The sequence below is a fragment of the Citrobacter sp. XT1-2-2 genome (assembly GCF_023516235.1).
Taxonomy (GTDB): Bacteria; Pseudomonadota; Gammaproteobacteria; order Enterobacterales; family Enterobacteriaceae; genus Citrobacter; species Citrobacter werkmanii.
Window position 1 is genome coordinate 3234214 of sequence record NZ_CP097324.1, and the last position, 23345, is coordinate 3257558.

The following is a 23345-nucleotide window of genomic DNA, read 5'->3' on the forward strand; positions in this document are numbered from 1 at the left end:
TTAAGGTGACCGGTTCCGGGGTTATAAATATCAGAATTTCGGTGACTTATTGATTCGATTTTTGAATATAGAAAGATGCAGACGTCATGTAAAGGTAAAGGCCTGCCTCTCATAATCGATGCTGTCAGGTCATTCAGATGGAGTTAACAGGAATGAATCCCCGACGACGTTGAATAACCTATTCAAGCAGATCGGTAATCTGTTTTTTTGCATGCCATACAAACCGTTGTACTGACGGCATGGATTCAGCCCAGTTCGTTTTGGCCACCCCCAGATATTCCGCACATGCAGCTTGCAGCGTGTCAGCATGCTCAACGGGCAATTTAGGCATGAGCCACGACGCGGCCTCATCCTTAGCGACAATATCGCCGGTCACGACGCTGTACCAGATACGCGCCAGAGCCAGAATAATATTGCGCTCATCACCCTCTAAATCTGCGGGTTCTTGCCACTGTTCAAGAGTATGTCGAAACGTTTTCAAGACATCATTGGCAGGAATGGCGTTGAAAAATATATCAGCGGGTTCACCGAACAACGGTACGCTGGCGCGCCGGGCCTGGGTCAGCAAAATGGCAAGATCAGCGTCCGCCAGCGCCGGTTCAAACACGCCGGCGCCGATCTCCTCACGCAACCACTCGCCAAACTGCATTTCTCTTACGGGTGGGAATTGCCACGGTACGATCAGCGAGTACACAACAACGGTGACTTCCAGCGCGCGGTAACGTTCTGAGGTTCCGGGCGGCGCTGAAATGGTCAGCAATTCCCGCATCACGGTTTCTCTTAACCGGGCATCCATTGGTTCCCGTATGGTGACCAACAAATCAATGTCGCTGAGAGGTTTTAAACCGCTGTCGACAGCAGAACCATACAGATGAATAGCCACGAGATTCTCTTCGAAAAGCTGGCGGATGAGCGCACTGGCGGCATTCACCTGCCGTCGAATTGCGTCCGGAATAGGAGTAGCCATTTAGCCCCCTGGGGAAAAAGAGCGGAAATATTGAGTCTATACTGCATTTTTCCTGTGGCGCTATCCTCTGGCATGAAACCTTGATCAGATCTGATTCTAAGCCTGAGGTAGCATACTGTCCGCGGCCATTTTCTGACATAATGGCCGGATTCGATTTTGCCCGCAGGAGTCTTCTCATGGAATTTACCGCCGGACTGATGCCGCTTGAAACGGCTCTCTCTCAGATGCTGTCGCGTATTACCCCGCTCACCGCCGTCGAAACGCTGCCGCTGGTTCAATGCTTTGGCCGCATTCTGGCCGCCGACGTCGTTTCCCCCATTGATGTACCAGGATTCGATAATTCGGCAATGGATGGCTATGCGGTGCGATTAGACGATTTACGCTCGGGTTTGCCGCTTGCGGTAGCAGGCAAAGCCTTTGCCGGACAGCCTTTTCACGGCGAATGGCCCGCGGGGACCTGTATCCGCATCATGACCGGCGCCCCGGTGCCTGCCGGTTGTGAAGCGGTGGTCATGCAGGAACAAACGGAACAAACCGATGACGGTGTACGTTTTACCGCCGAAGTCCGCGGCGGACAAAATATTCGTCTGCGCGGTGAAGATATTGCAAACGGTGCAGTCGTCTTCCCCGCCGGGACCCGCCTGACAACCGCCGAGCTCCCGGTTCTGGCTTCGCTCGGTATTGCTGATGCACCTGTTGTGCGCAAAGTCCGGGTGGCGTTGTTCTCCACCGGTGATGAACTGCAACTGCCGGGTCAACCGCTGGGCGACGGACAGATTTATGACACCAACCGTCTGGCCGTTCACCTGATGCTGCAACAGTTGGGCTGCGAGGTGATCAACCTTGGGATTATTCGCGACGATCCCAACGCGCTACGCGCGGCGTTTATTGAAGCCGACAGCCAGGCCGATGTCGTTATCAGCTCCGGTGGCGTTTCTGTCGGTGAAGCGGATTACACCAAAACCATTCTGGAGGAACTGGGAGAAATTGCCTTCTGGAAGCTGGCCATCAAACCGGGCAAACCGTTCGCCTTTGGCAAACTAAGCAACAGTTGGTTTTGCGGCCTGCCGGGTAACCCGGTGTCAGCAGCCCTCACCTTTTATCAACTGGTGCAACCGCTGCTGGCGAAACTCAGCGGCAACACGGGCTGTGGGTTGCCTCCTCGCCAACGCGTACGCACCGCGTCACGTCTGAAGAAGACGCCAGGTCGTCTGGATTTTCAACGCGGCGTATTGCAGCGTACCGCAGAAGGCGAACTGGAAGTCACCACCACCGGACACCAGGGCTCACATATTTTTAGCTCCTTTAGCCTCGGCAACTGTTTTATCGTGCTGGAACGCGATCGTGGTAACGTTGAAGCCGGAGAGTGGGTTGAAGTCGAGCCGTTTAACGCGCTGTTTGGAGGTCTGTAATGGCGGAACTCAGCGACCAGGAGATGATGCGCTATAACCGGCAAATCATTCTGCGCGGCTTCGATTTTGAAGGTCAGGAAGCGCTGAAGGAAGCGCGGGTACTGGTCGTTGGTCTGGGGGGACTTGGCTGCGCCGCGACCCAATACCTGGCAGGCGCAGGCATCGGACATTTAACGCTGCTCGACTTTGACACCGTTTCCGTGTCGAACCTCCAGCGTCAGACGCTGCACAGCGATGCAACCGTAGGGCAACCGAAAGTGCTATCCGCCCGCGACGCGCTGGCGCGGATTAATCCTTATATCGCCATTACGCCAGTGAATGCGCTGCTGGATGATAGCGAAATTCACGCGCTGATCGCCAAACACGATTTGGTGCTGGACTGTACGGATAACGTCAGCATCCGCAATCAGCTTAATGCCGGATGCTTTAGCGCAAAGGTTCCGCTGGTTTCCGGGGCGGCAATTCGCATGGAAGGACAAATTACCGTCTTTACCTATCAGGAAGGCGAACCCTGCTACCGTTGCCTGAGCCGCCTGTTCGGTGAAAATGCCCTCACCTGCGTGGAAGCTGGCGTAATGGCTCCGCTAATCGGCGTGATCGGCTCATTACAGGCCATGGAAACCATTAAATTATTGGCAAACTACGGTAAACCCGCATCTGGAAAAATCGTCATGTACGACGCCATGACCTGCCAGTTTCGCGAAATGAAGCTGATGCGTAACCCGGGATGTGAGGTGTGCGGGCAGTAACGTAAGCCCCGGCGGCATTTATTTTCCGGGGCTGTATTAACATACATTCAATGCGTCAAAGATTTAATATCTTCCTCAGATAGCCCAGTGATTCTCACGATAAGCTCCCGTGGGAGACCATCGGCCAGCATTGAGTGGGCAATGCGCTGCGCTTCCTCGCGACGACCTTCAGCTAAACCTTTTTCATGACCGCGCTCCATGCCTTTCCGTAGCCCCTTTCGCTCCCCTGCCCTACGTATTTTTTCAACAATATTCATTGTACGCTCCTTGTGTTCGGGTACCTGCTGCGCCAGCTTACGCATAAATCGCCCAAAGCGCGGTTTGTGACCATGCTGGATTAGCAGATAATTAAACAGCGCTTTTAGCTGGCTGTCATTAGCACTTCCTGTAACCAGCAGCGTAGCCAGATTGTCCACCAGTCCTACTAAATCGCGCTGGCGAATATGCTTTTGAATCAATTCCAGCAGTGCGATACGCCGGTGCTGCATAATTTCTTCATCCGGGATCACGGTAATATCCACCAATGGAAATGCCGACAAATAAAGCTGGCGCGCCAGGAGCGGATTATCAAACTCATCCAGCCAGCATAAAGAGAAGGGATAAGGCGTATCGACGCCATGATAAAACAACATCGGCACGACTAACGGTAAGCGGGTATGCCCGGCGTCAAGGTGGCTTTGCATTGCCGCTATCGCATAACGCATCAGGCGAAACGACATATGCACATCAGGACGACTTTGATGTTCAATCACGACATAGATATAACCCTCCCCATCACTGGTTTTCATCGACCAAAGCACATCTGAATAATATGCGCGTAAGTTTTCTTCAATAAAACTGGTAGGTTGCAGTTCTAACGTCGCCAGATCGCAAAGCGCCCGTAGCGTGGGAGGAAGATGAATTTCAATAAAATCACGGGCTGTGGCAGGGTATTTTAAAAATGTTTTAAACAGCGCATCGTGCGGTGTGGCTGTAGGTGTTTTTTTCATGGCGGTCCGTCACCTGATAAACATGATGACGTGAATGTACCCGTCGCGATGACGGGTAGCATGCAGGCTTTACCGGTTTTACGAGGGGGATTCGCAGTTTATTGCTCTTAACTGCAACAGATTCATTTTAACGGAATCACCTACGCAAATATGCCGGAGTAATCCGACCTAAAACTAGATCGACGTCCGTCCAAACGCCCCCTGCCAGTCCTGCTCAAACTTCACAATCGCCGCATCCACAGCCGGAGAGGTCATAAACTGCTGCGCCACGTCCAGCGGCAGCGTGATGGACTCGCAGCCTGCCAGCAGGCAATCCAGCGCCTGACGCGGCGTTTTGAAGCTAGCTGCCAGTACTTTGGCGTGCGGCGCATGCATGTTCAGTAAGGTTTGCAGATCGGTCACCGTCTGAATACCATCTCCCCCCTGCGCATCCACGCGGTTTACGTATGGCGCAACATATTCCGCTCCTGCCAGCGCCGCTAACAGCCCTTGAGCAGCACCGTATACCGCGGTACCCAGCGTCGGGATCCCTTCTTCTTTCAGTAGCTTAATTGCCGCCAGACCTTCAGCCGTCACCGGCACTTTGACCACGATATCCGCGATAATTGCCCGCAGTTTACGCGCATCATTGACCATGCCTTCGGCGGTCGTCGCCATCACCTGCGCAAACAGACGGCCTTGTCCTCCCATCGCTTCCTGCAGTTGCGGCAGCAACACTTCCAGCCTCTCTTTACCTGCCGCCACAATGCTCGGGTTAGTGGTCACCCCAGCCAACGGCAAAACACGCGCCAGAGCTTTGACAGCGGCGACATCAGACGTATCTAAATAGAGTTCCATAACCTTTCCTCAAACGAATAATTAGCATGAATAAAAGGTAGCACGGCGAAACCTCACGGTTAGTTGACGCACGTCAATATAACTTTCATTCGAAAGTAATTTAATCTTTATACGAAAGAAGAGAGGCCGCTTATGATTTTCAATATCCAGCGCTATTCCACGCATGATGGTCCCGGTATCCGTACCGTGGTGTTCCTTAAGGGATGCTCCCTGGGCTGCCGTTGGTGTCAGAATCCGGAAAGCCGCGCCCGCACACGGGACCTGCTCTACGACGCACGGTTGTGTCTCGACGGTTGCGATCTCTGTGCTCAGGCGGCACCTGCGGTGATTGAGCGAGCGCTGAGCGGTCTGCTTATTCATCGCGAAAAACTGACCGATGACGCTTTCGCCGCCCTGACGGACTGCTGTCCAACCCAGGCGCTGACCGTCTGCGGAGAGGTAAAAAGCGTGGACGACATCATGGCGACCGTACTGCGTGATAAACCGTTTTACGATCGTAGCGGTGGCGGGCTCACCCTCTCCGGTGGCGAACCGTTTATGCAGCCAGAACTGGCGGCAGAATTATTCAAGGCCAGCCACGATGCGGGCATTCATACGGCGATCGAAACCTGTCTGCATGTGCCGTGGAAGTATATCGAGCCGTCATTACCTTACGTTGATCTGTTCCTGGCTGATTTAAAACATGTCGCCGACGCGCCGTTTAAGCAGTGGACCGATGGCTGTGCCTCTCGTGTATTAGACAATCTGAAAAAATTGGCCGCTGCGGGTAAAAAAATGATTATCCGCGTACCGCTGATTCAGGGTTTCAACGCTGACGAAGCCGCCATCCAGGCTATTACCGATTTTGCTGCCGACGAGCTTCACGTCGGTGAGATCCATTTTTTGCCCTATCACACCCTGGGCATCAATAAATACCACTTACTCAGTCAACCCTACAACGCACCGGATAAACCGCTTGAGGCGCCTGCCCTGCTCGAATTTGCTCAGCAGTATGCCCGCCATAAAGGTTTAACCGCGACCCTACGAGGATAATCGCCATGACCACTTTGAAACTGGACACACTCAGCGACCGTATCAAAGCGCATAAAACAGCCCTGATCCACATCGTGAAGCCGCCGGTTTGCACCGAGCGCGCCCAGCACTATACCGAGATGTATCAACAACATCTGGATAAGCCGATCCCGGTACGCCGCGCGCTGGCGCTGGCCCATCATCTGGCGGAACGTACTATCTGGATCAAGCATGACGAACTGATTATCGGCAACCAGGCGAGCGAAGTGCGCGCCGCGCCGATCTTCCCGGAATATACCGTCTCCTGGATTGAAAAAGAGATCGATGACCTCGCCGACAGGCCGGGCGCTGGCTTTTCGGTAAGTGAAGAGAACAAACGCGTATTGCACGAGGTGTGCCCGTGGTGGCGCGGCCAGACCGTACAGGATCGCTGCTACGGGATGTTTACCGATGAGCAGAAAGGTCTGCTGGAAACCGGCATTATCAAAGCCGAAGGCAATATGACTTCCGGCGACGCACACCTGGCAGTGAACTTCCCGCTGCTGCTGGAAAAAGGTCTCGACGGCCTGCGCCACAAAGTTGATGAACGTCGCTCCCGCATCAATCTGACTTGTCTGGAAGACCTCCATGGCGATCAGTTCCTGAAAGCGATTGATATCGTGCTGGAGGCCGTCAGTCTGCATATTGAGCGCTTTGCCGCTCTGGCACGAAAAATGGCGTCCACGGAAACCCGCGCCAGCCGTCGCGAAGAGCTGCTGACCATGGCGGAAAACTGTGATGTGATTGCCCATGAGCCGCCTAAAACGTTCTGGCAGGCGCTGCAGTTGTGCTACTTCATCCAGTTGATTCTGCAAATTGAATCCAACGGCCATTCAGTGTCGTTTGGTCGCATGGACCAGTATCTCTATCCTTTCTACCGTCGTGATGTGGAGCTGAATCAATCGCTGGATCGCGAACACGCCATTGAGCTGCTGCACAGCTGCTGGCTGAAGCTGCTGGAAGTAAACAAAATCCGCTCCGGCTCCCACTCCAAAGCATCGGCAGGTAGCCCGCTGTATCAGAACGTGACCATTGGCGGACAGAATCTGGTTAACGGTCAGGCGGTGGATGCCGTCAACCCGCTCTCCTACGCCATTCTCGAATCCTGCGGCCGCCTGCGCTCTACTCAGCCTAACCTGAGCGTGCGCTATCATGCGGGGATGAGTAACGATTTCCTTGATGCCTGTGTGCAGGTCATTCGCTGCGGCTTCGGGATGCCAGCCTTTAACAACGATGAAATCGTCATACCTGAATTTATCAAGCTTGGCATTGAACCGCAGGATGCCTACGACTATGCGGCCATTGGTTGCATCGAAACCGCCGTTGGCGGCAAATGGGGCTATCGTTGTACCGGTATGAGCTTTATTAACTTTGCCCGTGTGATGCTGGCGGCGCTGGAAGGCGGACGCGATGCCACCAGCGGCAAGGTCTTCCTGCCGCAGGAAAAAGCGCTCTCGGCCGGCAATTTCAACAATTTCGATGAAGTGCTGGACGCCTGGGATACACAGATTCGCTACTACACGCGTAAATCCATCGAAATCGAGTATGTCGTCGACACCATGCTGGAAGAGAACGTACACGATATTCTCTGTTCGGCGCTGGTAGACGACTGTATCGAACGCGCGAAAAGCATTAAGCAAGGCGGCGCGAAGTATGACTGGGTATCAGGTTTGCAGGTGGGTATTGCCAACCTCGGCAACAGCCTGGCGGCTGTGAAGAAACTGGTCTTCGATCAAGGCGCTATCGGCCAGCAGCAATTAGCTGCTGCACTGGCTGATGATTTTGATGGTCTGACTCACGAGCAATTACGCCAACGACTGATCAACGGCGCGCCGAAGTACGGTAACGATGACGATTCCGTTGATACGCTGCTGGCCCGCGCTTATCAGACCTATATTGATGAACTGAAACAGTACCATAATCCACGTTATGGTCGCGGTCCGGTTGGCGGCAATTACTACGCCGGGACCTCTTCTATCTCCGCCAACGTGCCGTTTGGCGCGGCAACCATGGCAACGCCGGATGGCCGTAAAGCTCACACCCCGCTGGCTGAAGGCGCAAGTCCGGCTTCCGGTACGGACCATCTCGGCCCGACGGCGGTGATTGGCTCGGTGGGTAAACTGCCTACCGGCTCCATTCTCGGCGGTGTGTTGTTAAATCAGAAGCTGAATCCGGCCACGCTGGAGAATGAATCAGATAAACAAAAGCTGATGATCCTGCTGCGCACCTTCTTTGAAGAGCACAAAGGCTGGCATATTCAGTACAACATTGTGTCCCGTGAAACGCTGCTGGAAGCAAAAAAACACCCGGATCAATACCGTGACCTGGTGGTGCGTGTCGCAGGCTATTCCGCCTTCTTCACTGCCCTGTCTCCGGATGCGCAGGACGATATCATCGCGCGTACTGAGCATATGCTGTAAGCAATATTGTAGGCCGGATAAGGCGTTCACGCCGCCATCCGGCACGCTACCCTCCCCATTGCCGGATGCGCTGACGCTTATCCGGCCTACAACTGCTCTCCCCTTAGCCGGGTAAGGCGAAGCTGCCACCCGGCCTTTTACTTTCATTCGAAATTAAATTTGTGCTTCAGGTCACATTGTTATTAGAATGTTTCTGGTCGCAGTTATGAGCCAGGAGCAAGTATGACCATCAAAGTTATCGTCACCGATATGGACGGAACTTTTCTCGACGACGCCAAGAAATACGATCGTGCACGTTTTATGGCGCAGTATCAGGAACTGAAAAAACGAGATATTGAATTTGTCGTGGCCAGCGGCAACCAGTATTTCCAGCTGATCTCCTTTTTCCCGGAGCTTAAAGACGAAATATCGTTTGTCGCTGAGAATGGCGCGCTGGTTTATGAGCATGGCAAACAGCTGTTTCACGGCGAGCTTACCCGTCACGAATCACGCATTGTTATTGGCGAACTCCTCAAAGACAAGCAGCTCAATTTTGTTGCCTGTGGTCTGCAAAGCGCCTACGTCAGTGAGAATGCTCCTGAGTCTTTCGTGGCATTGATGTCGAAACACTACCATCGCCTGAAACCGGTGAAGGATTATCAGGACATTGATGATGTGCTGTTTAAATTTTCGCTGAACTTACCCGACCAACAAATCCCGTTGGTTATCGATCACCTGCATACCGCTCTGGATGGCATAATGAAGCCCGTCACCAGCGGCTTTGGGTTTATCGATTTGATTATTCCGGGCTTACATAAAGCCAACGGTATCAGCCGCCTGCTGAAACGCTGGAACCTGTCTCCACAAAACGTCGTCGCCATTGGCGATAGCGGCAACGATGCAGAAATGTTGAAAATGGCGCATTACTCTTTCGCCATGGCCAATGCGGCAGAGAGCATCAAAGCGATTGCCCGCTATCAGACCGATGACAATAACCATCAGGGCGCGCTGAATGTGATTCAGGCGGTGCTGGATAACACCTCTCCTTTTAACTAACGTCTAATCCTGCTAACCGGGGCGTGCTCCGGTTCTCACGCTTAATGCATTCCGTGCACACCATCAAGTTTTTAAACTTGCATTAACCTATTTTTAACTTATATTGCATGTGTAAGATAAATTAGTTTCGAATGAAAGTTAATGCGAGGTGGTTATGGCTTTTACGTTTACCAGCGACACATTGCCCGTCGATCACAAAGCGGCAATCCGTCAGATGAAACAACAATTGCGGGCACAGCTTGGGGATGTTCAGTTGATTTTCAATCAGCTGAGCGATGCCATTGCCACTCGCGTGGCGGAAATCAACGCCCTCAAAGCGCAAGGTTCCCCGGTTTGGCCAACGTTGTCCTATGCGGATATCAAGGCGGGACGCGTAAACGCAGAGCAGCGTGAAGAGATTAAGCGTCGCGGATGCGTGGTCATCAAGGGACATTTCCCCCGCGAACAGGCGCTGGCATGGGATCAGTCGATGCTCGATTACCTGGATCGAAACCATTTCGATGAGGTCTACAAAGGCCCCGGTGATAACTTCTTTGGCACCCTCAGCGCATCCCGACCGGAGATCTACCCCATCTACTGGTCCCAGGCGCAAATGCAGGCCCGTCAGAGCGAAGAAATGGCCAATGCGCAGTCATTCCTTAATCGCCTGTGGACGTTTACAAGCGAAGGGAAACAATGGTTTAACCCGGACATCAGCGTCATCTATCCTGACCGCATACGTCGTCGTCCGCCGGGAACAACGTCCAAAGGGCTGGGCGCGCATACGGATTCCGGCGCGCTGGAGCGCTGGCTTCTGCCGGCATATCAGCAGGTCTTTGCGAATGTTTTCAATGGCAAGCTGGAAGATTACGATCCATGGCAGGCGGCGCATCGCACAGAAGTTGAAGAGTACACGGTAGATAACACCACTAAATGTTCAGTATTTCGTACCTTCCAGGGCTGGACGGCACTCTCCGATATGTTGCCAGGTCAGGGATTGTTGCACGTAGTCCCGATTCCTGAAGCGATGGCCTATGTGCTATTACGTCCATTGCTTGACGATGTGCCGGAAGATGAGCTTTGCGGCGTCGCGCCCGGCAGAGTTCTGCCGATTTCCACGCAATGGCATCCGCTGCTGATAGAGGCGTTAACCAGTATTCCGCAACTGGACGCCGGAGACTCCGTCTGGTGGCATTGCGATGTGATCCACTCCGTCGCGCCGGTGGAAAATCAGCAGGGCTGGGGCAATGTGATGTATATCCCTGCCGCGCCGATGTGCGAAAAGAATCTGGCCTACGCCCACAAAGTGAAGGCCGCGCTGGAAAAAGGCGCGTCGCCGGGGGATTTCCCGCGCGAGGATTATGAAACTGGCTGGGAAGGACGCTTCACGCTGGAGGATTTGAATATCCACGGTAAACGCGCGCTGGGTATAGCTTAGCTGTCGTACAGTCCTTCCCGATCAACGGCAGTGCGTCGTTTCCCCTGACGTATCCGCCGTACTGATTCCCGTACGGCCAGCATGCCGTTAAGCAATAATGTCCCCACCGGCGCATCCGGGCGCATCAGCCGCTGCTGGAGCATATATACCGCTTCCGTTCCAAGTTCATCGCGGGGAACATGCACTGCGGTTAAGGGTACATCCTGAATCGCCGCCAGATTAAAGCCGTCGATGCTCATGACAGAGACGTCCTGAGGTACGCGCAGGCCGTGTTTTTGCAGGGCACTGGCGCTGAAGGTGTCGTTACCGGCGGGGGAAAAACGTAAGCTGCTGGTGAATGGGGTTGAAGGGGGCGAGTGGCTGGTGTAGTGCTGCCTGATGCCCTCACCCTACCCCTCTCCCACAGGGAGAGGGAATAAAGGCTCGACGCCTTTCCCTAAGTATTTCGCGCTGCAGGAAGGCGGCAAACCTGTGAATCCCCGGGAGCTTACATTAGTAAGTGACCGGGGTGAACAGGTGAAGCCAACACATCTGCAGCGTGAAAGACGACGGGAAATTAGCCGTCGATACCTTTACTACGCAAGTAATCTTCGTAGTTACCGGTGAAGTCGATCACGCGCTCCGGCGTAATTTCAATCACACGGGTTGCCAGAGAACTGACGAACTCACGGTCGTGAGAAACGAAAATCAACGTGCCCTGATACATTTCCAGCGCCATGTTCAGCGACTCAATCGATTCCATATCCAGGTGGTTAGTTGGTTCATCCATTACCAGAATATTCGGTTTCTGCATCATCAGCTTACCGAACAGCATGCGCCCTTTTTCACCACCAGAGAGCACTTTTGCAGGCTTCTTGATATCGTCCTGGCTGAACAGCAGACGACCGAGGAAGCTGCGCACAACCTGTTCATCATCGCCTTCTTGTTTCCACTGGCTCATCCACTCGAATACGGTTAGATCGTTTTCGAACTCATATTCATGATCCTGCGCGTAGTAACCAACTTGCGCGTTTTCGGACCACTTCACGGTACCGTTATCCGGCTGCAAATCACCGACCAGCGTTTTCAGCATAGTGGATTTACCCACGCCGTTGGCGCCCAGAATGGCAATCTTCTCACCCACCTCGAGCAGCAGATTGAAGTTTTTAAACAGCGGGCCTTCATCAAAACCTTTAGTAAGCGCTTCCACTTCCAGCGCGTTACGGAACAGTTTCTTATCCTGTTCGAAGCGAATGAACGGGTTCTGACGGCTGGAAGCTTTAACTTCTTCCAGTTTAATTTTATCGATCTGACGGGCGCGGGAAGTCGCCTGACGAGATTTTGAGGCGTTGGCGCTAAAGCGGCTGACGAAAGATTGCAGGTCAGCAATCTGCGCTTTCTTCTTGGCATTATCGGCCAGCAGACGTTCACGCGCCTGGGTGGCCGCCGTCATGTATTCGTCGTAGTTCCCCGGATAAACACGCAGTTCGCCGTAGTCCAGATCCGCCATGTGCGTGCAGACCATGTTCAGGAAGTGACGGTCGTGCGAAATGATGATCATGGTGCTGTCACGTTCGTTCAGCGTCTGCTCCAGCCAGCGGATGGTGTCGATATCCAGGTTGTTCGTTGGTTCGTCGAGCAGCAGAATGTCCGGGTTAGAGAACAGCGCCTGCGCCAGAAGCACACGCAGCTTCCAGCCCGGTGCGACTTCGCTCATCGGGCCGTAATGTTGTTCTACCGGAATACCCACGCCCAGCAGCAGTTCGCCCGCACGCGCTTCAGCAGAATAACCATCCATTTCACCGTACTGAACTTCGAGGTCAGCCACTTTATAGCCGTCTTCTTCACTCATTTCGGCCAGCGCGTATATACGATCGCGCTCCTGCTTCACTGCCCACAGTTCAGCATGCCCCATGATCACGGTGTCAAGCACGGTGAACTCTTCAAAGGCGAACTGATCCTGACGCAGCTTACCGATGCGCTCATTCGGATCGAGGGAAACGTTACCCAGCGTCGGTTCGAGATCACCGCCGAGAATTTTCATAAAAGTGGATTTACCGCTACCGTTCGCGCCAATCAGGCCGTAACGGTTGCCGCCGCCAAATTTGACGGAAATATTTTCAAACAGCGGCTTACTGCCAAACTGCATGGTGACGTTGCTGGAAACTAACACTGGCGTATCCTGAAAGAGAAAGAAATATGTGACAAACCGCTTATTATGCCATAAGTCTACGATAAGATCGCCCCTTCATGCTGAAGGGGGAAAGTGAAAGCAAAAGGAAAAAAATGTGATTTAGTACACATCCGAATTCCTTGTTGCTCAGATTGCACATATAATGCGTGCCCAACACTACATAAATCTCAACCCACTCGCCTGCCTGGCACTGAATCTCGCATACATGAAGATGAATATGAAATTGACAACGCTTTTCGCGGCGGCACTTGCGGTAGTTGGTTTTTGCAACACTGCCTCAGCCGTCACGTACCCGCTGCCTACCGATGGTAGCCGTTTGATTGGCCAAAACCAGGTCATCACCATTCCTGAAGGCAATACCCAACCGCTGGAGTATTTTGCGGCAGAATATCAGATGGGTCTGTCTAACATGCTGGAAGCGAACCCTGGCGTGGATACTTTCCTGCCGAAGGGCGGCACCGTACTGAACATTCCTCAGCAGTTGATCCTGCCGGATACCGTGCATGAAGGTATTGTTATCAACAGCGCTGAAATGCGTCTGTACTACTACCCGAAAGGCACCAACACCGTTATCGTTCTGCCGATCGGTATCGGCCAGTTAGGCAAAGACACGCCGATCAACTGGACCACCAAAGTAGAACGTAAGAAAGCGGGCCCAACCTGGACGCCAACGGCGAAAATGCATGCGGAATACCGCGCTGCGGGCGAACCGCTGCCAGCCGTGGTTCCGGCAGGCCCGGATAACCCGATGGGGCTGTACGCACTGTATATCGGCCGTCTGTATGCTATTCACGGCACCAATGCTAACTTCGGCGTTGGCTTACGTGTCAGCCACGGTTGTGTCCGTCTGCGTAACGACGACATCAAATTCCTGTTTGAAAATGTGCCGGTCGGCACTCGCGTACAGTTTATCGATGAGCCGGTGAAAGCCACTACCGAACCAGACGGCAGCCGCTACATCGAGGTACACAACCCGCTGTCCACCACGGAAGCACAGTTTGAAGGCGGGGAAATCGTACCGATTACGCTGAACAAGAGCATTACCAGCGTCACCGGTCAGTCTGATGTCGATCAGTCCGTCGTTGAGCAGGCGGTACAGAACCGTTCTGGTATGCCGGTTCGTCTGAACTAATCTGCTATACATGCCCGATGGCGCTACGCTTATCGGGCCTACCAACGCAGTAGGCCGGATCAGGCGCCAGCCGCCATCCGGCACACCATATCAATTACATCATCTGCAGCAAAACATACCCTACCAGCGCCGCCCATATCAGCATCGGCAACGAATACCAATGAAAACGCCACCAGATCCGTCGATCGTTTGCCATGCGTAAAGCGATAAGATTCGCCAGCGATCCCGGCAGCAGACCAAACCCACCCACATTAACCGCCCAGGCCAGCAGCAGCGTCGGCGGAACGTAGTTCAGCAACAAAATCGTACTGGGAACATTACTGATAAACTGCGACAGGCCAATGGCCGTCAACCAGAGACCCGGCGCTGAGAGCGTGCCAATCTGGTGCGTTATCCCCTGCAATGCCGGTAGCTGCGTCAGCAAATACACATCAATAAACATCGCCATAAATACCAGCAGCAGCGTCCAGTCCACGCTGAGGATGACGCGACGCGCCAGAACCATGAACCCCGCCGCCACAATCGCCAGACCCCACAGCTCTTGTTTTAACTCCAGCGCCGTCAGAAAGATGATATACAGCGCCAGACAGCTCCACACCAGGCGTGGTTGCCAGTCTGGCGCGCGCGTCCCGGTATGATAGTGCAATGCTTTGTTCGGGAAACTGAACCAGCACAGCACCACCAGCGTCAGCATCATGGCACCCGCGAGCGGCGCCATTTGCCAGGTAAACGCGGTAAATGACAACCCGGAGCGCCCCCACATCAGGATATTTTGCGGATTGCCGATTGGCGTCAGCAACGATCCGGCGTTTACCGCCAGCGCCTCAAAGATAATCAGGCGATTCACCGGAATGGCGCACAATTTTTTCAGGGTGATGGTCAGCGGGACAACAATAAACAATGCCACATCGTTGGTCAGAAACGTCGACAGCAGCGCCGCCGCCAGCACCATAAATATCGCCAATTGGCGTTCAGTGTGAAAGCGGCGGGTCATCTTGCGCCCTAACACATCGAAGTAACCGCTTAATTCAACGCCTTTGGTCAGTAACATCAGGCCGCTAAGCGTAATAATGGTGTGCCAGTCAATCGCTCCAGGCCAGGAACGGGGCGTAAACGGCGTGAACACGCTCAGTACAACCCCGACGATGATTAACAGCTGGAAAAAACGATCGCGCTGCAAGGCGCGTAGTAAAGGAAAACTCATTCAGAGCCAGATCCTTGCTGTTGCGTAAAACGGCTAAAAGCCTCCAGCGTTTCCTTACTGACGTGGTGCTCCATTCCCTCTGCGTCACGGCGGGCAATTTCCGGGCTGATACCTAACATCAACAGGAAATTTTCCACAATCTGATGACGCTCCCGGCTCTCCTGGGCCAGACGTTCGCCTTCTGCGGTTAAAAACACACCGCGCCAGGGGATCATTTCAATCAACCCGACGGAAGCAAGGCGCTTCAACATTTTGGCAACCGTCGGCTGGGAAACCCCGAGTCGGGCAGCCATGTCCACCTGGCGCGCTTCACCTACCTCAATAATGAGATCGGAAATCAGCTCTACGTAGTCATCAATCAGCTCGCGGCGATGCGCCTCCCGGACCTGACGAAATCCTTCAACGTGTTCTTCGACATTCACCAATTGCGTCACTTTTTTTGTTGTTGGCGTACCTGCGCGACGACTCATTCTGCTTCCTCGTTACTGTGACGCGTTAACGGCATCTGATTAGAGAGCGCTCATTGTAAACCAGAGTTGCGTGGGCACAAAAAATTAACGTTTTAGCAATAGCTATATAATATAGCCTGTGCTATATCTGTATATAATAAAGACATCCCTCAAGGACTGATGGGATCGTGAAGTCAGGAGGTTTATATGAATGAATTTAAGAGGTGTATACGCGTGTTTAGCCATTCTCCCTTTAAAGTACGGTTGATGCTTATCTCTATGCTGTGTGACATGATCAACAGCAAACCAGAGCAGGATAAACCTTCAGAAAAATAATGCGGCGTCGCGGTACGCCGCTTCCTTTCCCTGCTGTCATCTGGGTACAGTAGTGTTTTTCGTCCCAATAACCCTGCTTTTTGTCAGTTTTGCCACCTCTCTCGCAAAACAATTTCCTTGTAGTAGTTGACCTTCTCTCATGCACACTCTATCTTTTCGCAGCCCTGCGTATATTGCGGCTCGCGGATGCGGACCCTATCCCTCTTCTCGCTCTCTCAGGCAGGCAATGACCCTTAACGCCAGGGTAAGCACATGGCGTTTTTGCATTAGTGGCGTATGAATTTAACCCTCAAAGATTCAATCATTGCTCGTAGCCGGGCCATTAGTCCGTGGACTGGCCTCTATTTCTTACAGTCTATGCTGATCAACCTGGCGTTGGGCTATCCGCTTAGCTTGCTCTACAGCGTTGCTTTCACCTGTATATTAATACTGCTGTGGCGCAGCGCGCCGCGCGCGCAGAAAGTGCTGATCGGCATTTGCTCACTTATTGCGGCAATGTACTTTCCGTTTGGTCAGGCTTACGGTTCGCCTAACTTCAATACGTTGCTGGCGCTGCATTCAACCAATATGGAAGAGTCCACCGAGATCCTGACCATCTTCCCCTGGTACAATTATCTGGTTGGGGTATTTATTTTTGCCCTCGGCGTTATCGCCGTACGCCGTAAAAAAGAAGCGCAGAAGCGCAGTTGGAATAAGTACGACAGTCTGTGTTTGTTGTTTAGCGTCATCGCGTTTTTTGTTACCCCGGTACAAAACCTGGCCTGGGGCGGCGTGTTCAAGCTTAAGGACACCGGTTATCCGGTTTTCCGCTTCGCCAAAGACGTGATCGTCAATAATAACGAAGTGCTCGATGAACAGGAGCGCATGGCGAAGCTGTCGAGTGTGAAAGACAGCTGGACAGTAACCGCCGTGAAGCCAAAGTATCACACCTATGTCGTGGTCATTGGTGAAAGCGCCCGCCGCGATGCATTAGGCGCGTTTGGCGGTCACTGGGATAACACCCCGTTTGCCAGTTCCGTTAACGGCTATCTGTTCGCAGATTACATTGCCGCAAGCGGTTCAACGCAAAAATCGCTTGGCTTAACGCTTAATCGGGTCGTTGATAATAAGCCGCAGTTCCAGGATAACTTTGTCACTCTGGCTAACCGCGCGGGATTCCAGACGTGGTGGTTTTCCAATCAGGGGCAGATTGGTGAATACGATACGGCTATCGCCAGTATCGCAAAGCGGGCTGATGAAGTGCACTTCCTCAAAAATGGTGATTTCGAAGCGGATAAAAATACCCGTGACGAAGAACTTTTAAAGATGACCGCCCAGGTGCTGGCCACCGAGCGCACTCAGCCGCAGCTCATCGTGCTGCATTTAATGGGTTCACATCCGCAGGCCTGCGACCGTACGCAAGGAAAATACGAGACCTTCGTTCAGTCAAAAGAGACATCTTGCTATCTGTACACCATGACGCAGACGGATGACCTGCTGCGCCAGCTTTACGAGCAATTACGTAACAGCGGCAATAGCTTCTCGATGGTCTATTTCTCCGATCATGGCCTCGCCTTTAAAGAGCGGGGAAAAGAGGTGCAGTACCTGGCGCATGACGATCGGTTCCAGCAGAATTTCCAGGTGCCTTTTATGGTGCTGTCGAGCGATGATAAAGCGCATCGGGTGATCAAAGCCCGTCGCTCTGCCAATGATTTCCTCAGCTTTTTCTCTCAATGGACGGGGATCAGCGCGAAGGAAATTACCAACAGCTACCGTTTTATCTCAGAGAAGAAAGCCGGACCGGTGTATATCACCAACTTCAAACTGCAGAAGGTGGATTACAACCATCTGGGTACCGATATCTTTGAGACCAAATCTCGTTAATCTCTAAATTACACGCAAAAAAAATCCGCCTCAAAAGGCGGATTTTTTATATCACCGAAGTGATTAGAAGCGGTAACCCACGCCAGCGATCCAGGTGCCAACGTCAACGCTACGAATACGGCTCTGCTCATAGGAGAAGTCCAGAGCAACGTTTTCGATCGGGTTGAACTGCAGACCAGCACCGTAAGAGAAACCGTAGTCGCTGGTGGTGTGGTTGTCAGCCGGAGATGCTGCGTTCTGGAATTTACCGTAACCAACACCCACTACACCGTAGATGCTTGCCCAGTCGTTCAGACGGTAAGCCGGACCCGCAGTGATGCCGTAGTACTGGGTTTTGTTGTAGTCGCCAGAAGCATCGGTACGGTCTTTTTCAGTGTAAGTGAAGGAACCGATTACACCCAGCGGGTTGTTGTCCTGCTCGTAGCGATACTTCAGGTTGAAACCGTTCATTTTGTTCGCTGCGCCCTGAGCATCACTCTGAGCGTAACCACCAGTAACGGTAGAAGTAGCAGCTACAGCAGTACCTGCGGAGAAAGCCAGAACAGCGGCCAGTGCTGAAAGACATGCAATTTTTTTCATAACCACCTCAAATGTGCTTCAAGTAAATCCTAAGTTTTAAATATAACAAAAATTGATGGGAAACTCTTTGCGATTCGCGGTGTCTAACGGGCTCTTTCATGTAACAAAACATTTCACAAGCCAGCTATACCTTTCAATTTACACCACTTTTTTAATCTAATGAGCCATTATTGCGCGCACAATACGACACATTCATCCAGATAATTCCTAATCACGCAGATTATTAATCCACCAATTTCGTACCATTGTACGGATCTGAAGAATTTTTTTTCAACCAATACTCAACCAGTTGAGTGTATTTCCATTACACTCGCTGTTTTACTTTTCTATACATTTTGCCATCCGCGTCGCAACGCCGCGCAGATGAAGAGATGTAACCATCATTTGTCAGGAGAAAGGATGCCGGGGTCGTTACGAAAAGCGCCAGTTTGGTTACCTATTTTAGTTTTGCTTATTGCTATGTCCTCCATTCAAAGCGGAGCATCTCTGGCAAAATCGCTGTTCCCTCTCGTCGGTGCGCCTGGCGTTACCGCGCTGCGCCTCGCACTGGGCACGCTCATCCTTATCGCCTTCTTTAAACCCTGGCGTTTACGTTTTGCCAAAGAACAGCGCCTGCCGCTGCTGTTTTATGGTCTGTCTCTTGGCGGGATGAACTACCTCTTTTATCTGTCTATTCAGACTGTCCCGCTGGGAATTGCCGTGGCGCTGGAGTTTACCGGCCCGCTTGCAGTGGCGCTGTTTTCATCCCGACGCCCTGTAGATTTTATTTGGGTTGCGCTGGCCGTTCTTGGGCTTTGGTTCCTGTTACCGCTTGGCCAGGACGTTTCTCATGTGGATTTAACCGGCGCAGCGCTGGCGTTGGGAGCTGGCGCCTGTTGGGCCGTTTATATTCTCACCGGGCAGCGTGCCGGCGCGGAACATGGTCCGGCAACCGTAGCGGTTGGTTCATTAATCGCCGCGCTGATTTTTGTTCCCATTGGCGCAGTTCAGGCCGGCGATGCCCTGTGGCACTGGTCAATACTGCCGTTGGGCCTGGCCGTGGCCGTACTCTCCACCGCGCTCCCCTACTCATTAGAGATGATCGCACTAACGCGATTGCCAACGCGGACTTTTGGTACGTTAATGAGCATGGAACCCGCGCTGGCTGCGGTTTCGGGAATGATCTTCCTCGGTGAAACCCTAACGCTTATCCAGACGCTGGCCCTGGGGGCGATTATTGCCGCATCAATGGGTTCTACACTCACTATTCGCAAAGAACCGCAAATTAAGCAAGTTGACGTGAATTAACCCCTTAATATTCTGCATGGTTTGCATAATCATGCAGAATATCCAATTGTAAATCTGCGTGATAATTTTTCTAATAAATAGTTTTTTCTCATTCGCTTATTTCTTTTAATTTTCACATTAACATAAAAATAACATTGCGCGACAATCAAACCAGTTATCATCATGATTTTAATAGATTTTTATTATCCGCTCCTCTCTTCGCTATTAAAGTAATAGGTAACACCGGAAAAATAAATCCAAAATTAGCGCTATACTTATTTCCGTTGAAGAGTTGGGACATAAATATCAAGAGGATATGAAAATATGAGTACCGCAAAACTGGTAAAAACAAAAGCATCCGCCCTCGTTTATACTCGCAACGATGTGACAGACAGCGAAAAGAAAGCAACGGTAGAACTGCTGAATCAGCAAGTGATCCAGTTCATCGACCTGTCGTTGATCACTAAACAGGCTCACTGGAACATGCGCGGCGCGAACTTTATTGCTGTCCATGAAATGCTGGATGGCTTCCGTACTGCCCTGACCGATCATCTCGATACCATGGCTGAGCGCGCCGTACAGTTAGGCGGTGTGGCATTGGGTACAACCCAGGTCATTAACAGCAAAACGCCGCTGAAAAGCTATCCGCTGGATATCCATAGCGTACAGGACCACTTAAAAGAGCTGGCCGATCGTTATGCAGTGGTCGCCAATAGCGTACGTAAAGCCATTAGCGAAGCAAAAGACGAAGATACAGCGGATATCTTCACCGCTGCGTCACGCGATCTCGACAAATTCCTGTGGTTTATCGAAGCCAACATTGAATAACTGTAGGCATAAGAATTACCTATAAAACCCTCGCTCCGGCGGGGGTTTTGCACATCTATGGTGCATAACATTGATCATTCGTCACTCCAAAGTAAATTAATTGTAATAATCACCTCACACAATCGTTAACGAAAGATTGTTTTATCAACAATTTTTACGCTAAATAGTCATACCGTTTGCACCGTGTCAGGTACGCACCAAATGAGTGCCCCAAAATAGTGCAGATTATCCGCTTTGCCCTACTTATTGTGCAGAGAAAAGAAATACCTTCTTTTTAAAACAATGAGTTGCAAAAGTGGCACGATTTTTTCATTAAGCCATATGTTCTCGCAGGGGATCGCCCCGTGGATATAAAAGGAAATCCTATGAAGTCTGTATTAAAAGTTTCACTGGCTGCACTTACCCTGGCTTTTGCGGTGTCCTCCCATGCCGCAGATAAGAAACTGGTTGTCGCAACTGACACCGCGTTTGTTCCATTTGAATTCAAACAGGGTGACAAATACGTTGGATTTGATGTGGATCTGTGGGCTGCCGTCGCCAAAGAATTGAAGCTGGATTATGAACTGAAACCAATGGATTTCAGCGGCATCATCCCGGCTCTGCAAACCAAAAACGTCGACCTGGCACTGGCGGGTATCACCATCACCGACGAGCGTAAAAAAGCGATCGACTTCTCTGACGGCTACTACAAAAGCGGTCTGTTAGTGATGGTCAAAGCGAATAATAACGACGTTAAAAGCGTGAAAGACCTGGATGGTAAAGTCGTTGCTGTGAAGAGCGGCACCGGTTCCGTTGATTACGCAAAAGCTAACATCAAAACCAAAGACCTGCGTCAGTTCCCAAATATCGATAACGCCTATATGGAACTGGGCACCAACCGCGCAGACGCCGTGCTGCATGACACGCCAAACATTCTTTATTTCATCAAAACCGCGGGTAACGGCCAGTTCAAAGCCGTAGGTGACTCGCTGGAAGCTCAGCAGTACGGTATCGCCTTCCCGAAAGGCAGCAATGACCTGCGTGAGAAAGTGAACGGCGCGCTGAAAACGCTGAAAGAGAACGGTACTTATAACGAGATCTACAAAAAATGGTTCGGTACTGAACCTAAATAATAACTGGCAGTGATGCCCGGTGGCGCGATGCATACCGGGCCTTTCCCAGGATTTTTGAGACCTGTAACCGGATAAGCACAGCGTATCTGGCAAAACGGGCATTTGAATATTTACACCACGGTAACAGGAACGACATATGCAGTTTGACTGGAGTGCCATCTGGCCCGCCATCCCGCTTTTGATTGAAGGCGCCAAAATGACCTTATGGATCTCGATCCTCGGTCTGGCTGGCGGCCTGGTAATCGGGCTTGCAGCAGGGTTTGCGCGTACTTTCGGCGGTTGGATAGCCAACCACGTAGCGCTGGTGTTTATCGAAGTCATTCGCGGTACACCAATCGTTGTGCAAGTGATGTTTATCTACTTCGCCCTGCCAATGGCGTTTAACGATTTACGTATTGACCCCTTTAGCGCCGCCGTTGTCACCATTATGATCAACTCCGGTGCCTATATTGCGGAAATCACCCGCGGCGCGGTGCTCTCAATCCATAAAGGATTCAGTGAAGCCGGACTGGCGCTTGGACTTTCACGTACAGAGACTATCCGTCACGTTATTTTGCCTCTCGCGCTGCGTCGTATGCTGCCGCCGCTGGGCAACCAGTGGATCATCAGCATTAAAGATACCTCGCTGTTTATCGTCATTGGCGTCGCTGAACTGACCCGCCAGGGCCAGGAAATCATTGCCGGTAACTTCCGCGCACTGGAAATCTGGAGCGCCGTTGCGGTGTTCTATCTGATCATTACGCTGGTGCTGAGCTTCATTCTGCGTCGTCTGGAAAGAAGGATGAAAATCCTGTGATTGAATTTAAAAACGTTTCTAAGCACTTTGGTCCTACCCAGGTGCTGCACAATATTGATCTGAACATTAAGCAGGGCGAAGTCGTGGTCATCATCGGGCCGTCCGGTTCCGGTAAATCTACTCTGCTGCGCTGCATTAACAAGCTGGAAGAGATAACCTCTGGCGATCTGATCGTCGACGGTCTGAAAGTCAACGATCCCAAGGTCGATGAGCGGTTAATTCGCCAGGAAGCCGGGATGGTGTTTCAGCAGTTCTACCTGTTCCCCCACCTGACGGCGCTGGAAAACGTCATGTTTGGACCGCAGCGCGTACGCGGGGCGAATAAAGAACAGGCAGAGAAGTTGGCGAAAGAATTGCTGGCGAAGGTCGGCCTGGCCGAGCGCGCGCATCACTACCCTTCTGAACTGTCCGGCGGTCAACAACAGCGTGTGGCTATTGCCCGTGCACTGGCAGTAAAGCCGAAAATGATGCTGTTTGATGAGCCAACCTCGGCGCTTGACCCTGAACTGCGTCACGAAGTTCTGAAAGTCATGCAGGATCTGGCGGAAGAAGGAATGACCATGGTGATTGTGACCCACGAAATCGGCTTTGCCGAAAAAGTGGCCTCACGTCTGATTTTCATTGATAAGGGACGTATTGCCGAAGACGGTAATCCGCAAGCCCTGATTGAAAATCCACCCAGCCAGCGTTTACAGGAATTCTTGCAGCACGTCTCCTGATGCATTGACCTC

Annotated in this window: 21 protein-coding genes and 2 pseudogenes; 15 read left to right on the forward strand and 8 right to left on the reverse strand. The window is 52.0% G+C overall.

The window, feature by feature from the left end; translation table 11 throughout:
- Positions 1-178: 178 nt before the first annotated feature.
- The gene (locus M4I31_RS15465; RefSeq protein ID WP_085047452.1) at positions 179-967 is read right to left on the reverse strand and encodes an aminoglycoside adenylyltransferase family protein; all 789 of its coding nucleotides are present in this window, start codon (positions 965-967) and stop codon (positions 179-181) included.
- 176 nt (positions 968-1143) lie between these two features.
- Here M4I31_RS15465 and moeA point away from each other — a divergent pair, with 176 nt between their 5' ends.
- Together moeA and moeB are read left to right on the forward strand one after the other, a co-directional pair.
- Entirely contained in the window at positions 1144-2379 is a 1236-nt protein-coding gene (gene moeA / locus M4I31_RS15470; protein WP_085047453.1) for a molybdopterin molybdotransferase MoeA, read from the forward strand.
- A complete protein-coding gene (gene moeB, locus M4I31_RS15475; protein ID WP_085047454.1) occupies positions 2379-3128 on the forward strand; it encodes a molybdopterin-synthase adenylyltransferase MoeB in 750 nt (249 codons plus the stop codon). Before moeA ends, moeB begins: the two co-directional genes overlap by 1 nt.
- Positions 3129-3175: 47 nt before the next feature.
- On the opposite strand, the gene M4I31_RS15480 is transcribed toward moeB, so the two are convergent.
- Complete coding sequence (locus tag M4I31_RS15480) at positions 3176-4117, reverse strand: Rpn family recombination-promoting nuclease/putative transposase (RefSeq protein ID WP_085047455.1); 942 nt, start codon at positions 4115-4117, stop codon at positions 3176-3178.
- Between the two features lie 174 nt (positions 4118-4291).
- Entirely contained in the window at positions 4292-4954 is a 663-nt protein-coding gene (fsa, locus tag M4I31_RS15485; RefSeq protein ID WP_085047456.1) for a fructose-6-phosphate aldolase, read from the reverse strand.
- A 132-nt stretch (positions 4955-5086) separates the two neighbouring features.
- Here fsa and M4I31_RS15490 point away from each other — a divergent pair, with 132 nt between their 5' ends.
- The 4 genes from M4I31_RS15490 (at position 5087) to M4I31_RS15505 (ending at position 10876) form a co-directional block, all read left to right on the forward strand.
- Positions 5087-5986 carry a glycyl-radical enzyme activating protein gene (locus M4I31_RS15490; RefSeq protein WP_085047457.1) on the forward strand — a complete coding sequence of 300 codons (900 nt, stop codon included), beginning with the start codon at positions 5087-5089 and terminating at the stop codon, positions 5984-5986.
- A gap of 5 nt (positions 5987-5991) precedes the next feature.
- Positions 5992-8424 carry a glycyl radical protein gene (locus tag M4I31_RS15495; RefSeq protein WP_038639151.1) on the forward strand — a complete coding sequence of 811 codons (2433 nt, stop codon included), beginning with the start codon at positions 5992-5994 and terminating at the stop codon, positions 8422-8424.
- Positions 8425-8646: 222 nt separating this feature from the next.
- Positions 8647-9459 carry a Cof-type HAD-IIB family hydrolase gene (locus M4I31_RS15500; protein ID WP_038639148.1) on the forward strand — a complete coding sequence of 271 codons (813 nt, stop codon included), beginning with the start codon at positions 8647-8649 and terminating at the stop codon, positions 9457-9459.
- Positions 9460-9613: 154 nt separating this feature from the next.
- Positions 9614-10876, forward strand: a complete 1263-nt coding sequence (locus M4I31_RS15505) for a DUF1479 domain-containing protein (RefSeq protein ID WP_085047458.1) — start codon at positions 9614-9616, stop codon at positions 10874-10876.
- Here M4I31_RS15505 and M4I31_RS15510 read toward each other — a convergent pair.
- Positions 10873-11163, reverse strand: a pseudogene (locus M4I31_RS15510) (substrate-binding domain-containing protein); the annotation flags it as partial. The gene M4I31_RS15505 and the pseudogene M4I31_RS15510 overlap by 4 nt on opposite strands.
- On the opposite strand from M4I31_RS15510, the pseudogene M4I31_RS24125 reads away from it, so the two are divergent.
- Positions 11162-11245 (forward strand): annotated as a pseudogene (locus M4I31_RS24125) (hypothetical protein); the annotation flags it as partial. The pseudogenes M4I31_RS15510 and M4I31_RS24125 sit on opposite strands and share 2 nt — an antisense overlap.
- Positions 11246-11432: 187 nt before the next feature.
- On the opposite strand, the gene M4I31_RS15515 reads toward M4I31_RS24125, so the two are convergent.
- Positions 11433-13028: an ABC-F family ATPase gene (locus M4I31_RS15515; protein WP_038639134.1), complete on the reverse strand. Its 1596-nt coding sequence runs from the start codon at positions 13026-13028 to the stop codon at positions 11433-11435.
- A 232-nt stretch (positions 13029-13260) separates the two neighbouring features.
- Here M4I31_RS15515 and ldtB point away from each other — a divergent pair, with 232 nt between their 5' ends.
- Positions 13261-14181 carry a L,D-transpeptidase gene (ldtB, locus tag M4I31_RS15520; RefSeq protein ID WP_038643088.1) on the forward strand — a complete coding sequence of 307 codons (921 nt, stop codon included), beginning with the start codon at positions 13261-13263 and terminating at the stop codon, positions 14179-14181.
- Between the two features lie 94 nt (positions 14182-14275).
- Here the strand turns inward: ldtB and M4I31_RS15525 are convergent, their stop codons facing one another.
- The gene (locus tag M4I31_RS15525) at positions 14276-15385 is read right to left on the reverse strand and encodes an anion transporter (RefSeq protein WP_085047460.1); all 1110 of its coding nucleotides are present in this window, start codon (positions 15383-15385) and stop codon (positions 14276-14278) included.
- Positions 15382-15855, reverse strand: a complete 474-nt coding sequence (gene mntR, locus M4I31_RS15530; RefSeq protein ID WP_038639127.1) for a manganese-binding transcriptional regulator MntR — start codon at positions 15853-15855, stop codon at positions 15382-15384. The genes M4I31_RS15525 and mntR overlap by 4 nt, the downstream gene beginning before the upstream one ends.
- A gap of 186 nt (positions 15856-16041) precedes the next feature.
- Here mntR and mntS point away from each other — a divergent pair, with 186 nt between their 5' ends.
- Positions 16042-16170: a manganase accumulation protein MntS gene (gene mntS, locus M4I31_RS15535; RefSeq protein WP_003831584.1), complete on the forward strand. Its 129-nt coding sequence runs from the start codon at positions 16042-16044 to the stop codon at positions 16168-16170.
- Positions 16171-16446: 276 nt separating this feature from the next.
- A complete protein-coding gene (locus M4I31_RS15540; protein WP_085047461.1) occupies positions 16447-18033 on the forward strand; it encodes a phosphoethanolamine transferase in 1587 nt (528 codons plus the stop codon).
- A gap of 63 nt (positions 18034-18096) precedes the next feature.
- Here M4I31_RS15540 and ompX read toward each other — a convergent pair whose 3' ends face one another.
- The gene (gene ompX, locus M4I31_RS15545) at positions 18097-18612 is read right to left on the reverse strand and encodes an outer membrane protein OmpX (RefSeq protein WP_003035257.1); all 516 of its coding nucleotides are present in this window, start codon (positions 18610-18612) and stop codon (positions 18097-18099) included.
- 399 nt (positions 18613-19011) lie between these two features.
- Here ompX and rhtA point away from each other — a divergent pair, with 399 nt between their 5' ends.
- The 5 genes from rhtA to glnQ all read left to right on the forward strand — a co-directional run bounded on the left by rhtA (position 19012) and on the right by glnQ (position 23333).
- Positions 19012-19899 carry a threonine/homoserine exporter RhtA gene (rhtA, locus tag M4I31_RS15550; protein WP_085047462.1) on the forward strand — a complete coding sequence of 296 codons (888 nt, stop codon included), beginning with the start codon at positions 19012-19014 and terminating at the stop codon, positions 19897-19899.
- Between the two features lie 303 nt (positions 19900-20202).
- Positions 20203-20706 (forward strand): DNA starvation/stationary phase protection protein Dps, encoded by a 504-nt coding sequence (dps, locus tag M4I31_RS15555; protein ID WP_038639118.1) that lies wholly within the window; start codon positions 20203-20205, stop codon positions 20704-20706.
- A gap of 365 nt (positions 20707-21071) precedes the next feature.
- On the forward strand, positions 21072-21818 hold the full coding sequence (gene glnH, locus M4I31_RS15560; RefSeq protein ID WP_038639115.1) for a glutamine ABC transporter substrate-binding protein GlnH: 747 nt from the start codon (positions 21072-21074) through the stop codon (positions 21816-21818).
- A 136-nt stretch (positions 21819-21954) separates the two neighbouring features.
- Positions 21955-22614 carry a glutamine ABC transporter permease GlnP gene (gene glnP, locus M4I31_RS15565; protein WP_006685364.1) on the forward strand — a complete coding sequence of 220 codons (660 nt, stop codon included), beginning with the start codon at positions 21955-21957 and terminating at the stop codon, positions 22612-22614.
- Positions 22611-23333, forward strand: a complete 723-nt coding sequence (gene glnQ, locus M4I31_RS15570) for a glutamine ABC transporter ATP-binding protein GlnQ (RefSeq protein ID WP_042309588.1) — start codon at positions 22611-22613, stop codon at positions 23331-23333. Before glnP ends, glnQ begins: the two co-directional genes overlap by 4 nt.
- Positions 23334-23345 lie beyond the last annotated feature (12 nt).

Coding starts and splice junctions, on each gene's coding strand:
- mntS (WP_003831584.1), top strand. CDS start 16,042: ATGAATGAATTTAAGAGGTGTATACGCGTGTTTAGCCATTCTCCCTTT.
- moeB (WP_085047454.1), top strand. CDS start 2,379: ATGGCGGAACTCAGCGACCAGGAGATGATGCGCTATAACCGGCAAATC.
- M4I31_RS15495 (WP_038639151.1), top strand. CDS start 5,992: ATGACCACTTTGAAACTGGACACACTCAGCGACCGTATCAAAGCGCAT.
- glnH (WP_038639115.1), top strand. CDS start 21,072: ATGAAGTCTGTATTAAAAGTTTCACTGGCTGCACTTACCCTGGCTTTT.
- ompX (WP_003035257.1), bottom strand. CDS start 18,612: ATGAAAAAAATTGCATGTCTTTCAGCACTGGCCGCTGTTCTGGCTTTC.
- dps (WP_038639118.1), top strand. CDS start 20,203: ATGAGTACCGCAAAACTGGTAAAAACAAAAGCATCCGCCCTCGTTTAT.
- M4I31_RS15465 (WP_085047452.1), bottom strand. CDS start 967: ATGGCTACTCCTATTCCGGACGCAATTCGACGGCAGGTGAATGCCGCC.
- rhtA (WP_085047462.1), top strand. CDS start 19,012: ATGCCGGGGTCGTTACGAAAAGCGCCAGTTTGGTTACCTATTTTAGTT.
- M4I31_RS15540 (WP_085047461.1), top strand. CDS start 16,447: ATGAATTTAACCCTCAAAGATTCAATCATTGCTCGTAGCCGGGCCATT.
- M4I31_RS15500 (WP_038639148.1), top strand. CDS start 8,647: ATGACCATCAAAGTTATCGTCACCGATATGGACGGAACTTTTCTCGAC.
- glnP (WP_006685364.1), top strand. CDS start 21,955: ATGCAGTTTGACTGGAGTGCCATCTGGCCCGCCATCCCGCTTTTGATT.
- mntR (WP_038639127.1), bottom strand. CDS start 15,855: ATGAGTCGTCGCGCAGGTACGCCAACAACAAAAAAAGTGACGCAATTG.
- M4I31_RS15505 (WP_085047458.1), top strand. CDS start 9,614: ATGGCTTTTACGTTTACCAGCGACACATTGCCCGTCGATCACAAAGCG.
- M4I31_RS15480 (WP_085047455.1), bottom strand. CDS start 4,117: ATGAAAAAAACACCTACAGCCACACCGCACGATGCGCTGTTTAAAACA.
- fsa (WP_085047456.1), bottom strand. CDS start 4,954: ATGGAACTCTATTTAGATACGTCTGATGTCGCCGCTGTCAAAGCTCTG.
- M4I31_RS15525 (WP_085047460.1), bottom strand. CDS start 15,385: ATGAGTTTTCCTTTACTACGCGCCTTGCAGCGCGATCGTTTTTTCCAG.
- M4I31_RS15490 (WP_085047457.1), top strand. CDS start 5,087: ATGATTTTCAATATCCAGCGCTATTCCACGCATGATGGTCCCGGTATC.
- ldtB (WP_038643088.1), top strand. CDS start 13,261: ATGAATATGAAATTGACAACGCTTTTCGCGGCGGCACTTGCGGTAGTT.
- moeA (WP_085047453.1), top strand. CDS start 1,144: ATGGAATTTACCGCCGGACTGATGCCGCTTGAAACGGCTCTCTCTCAG.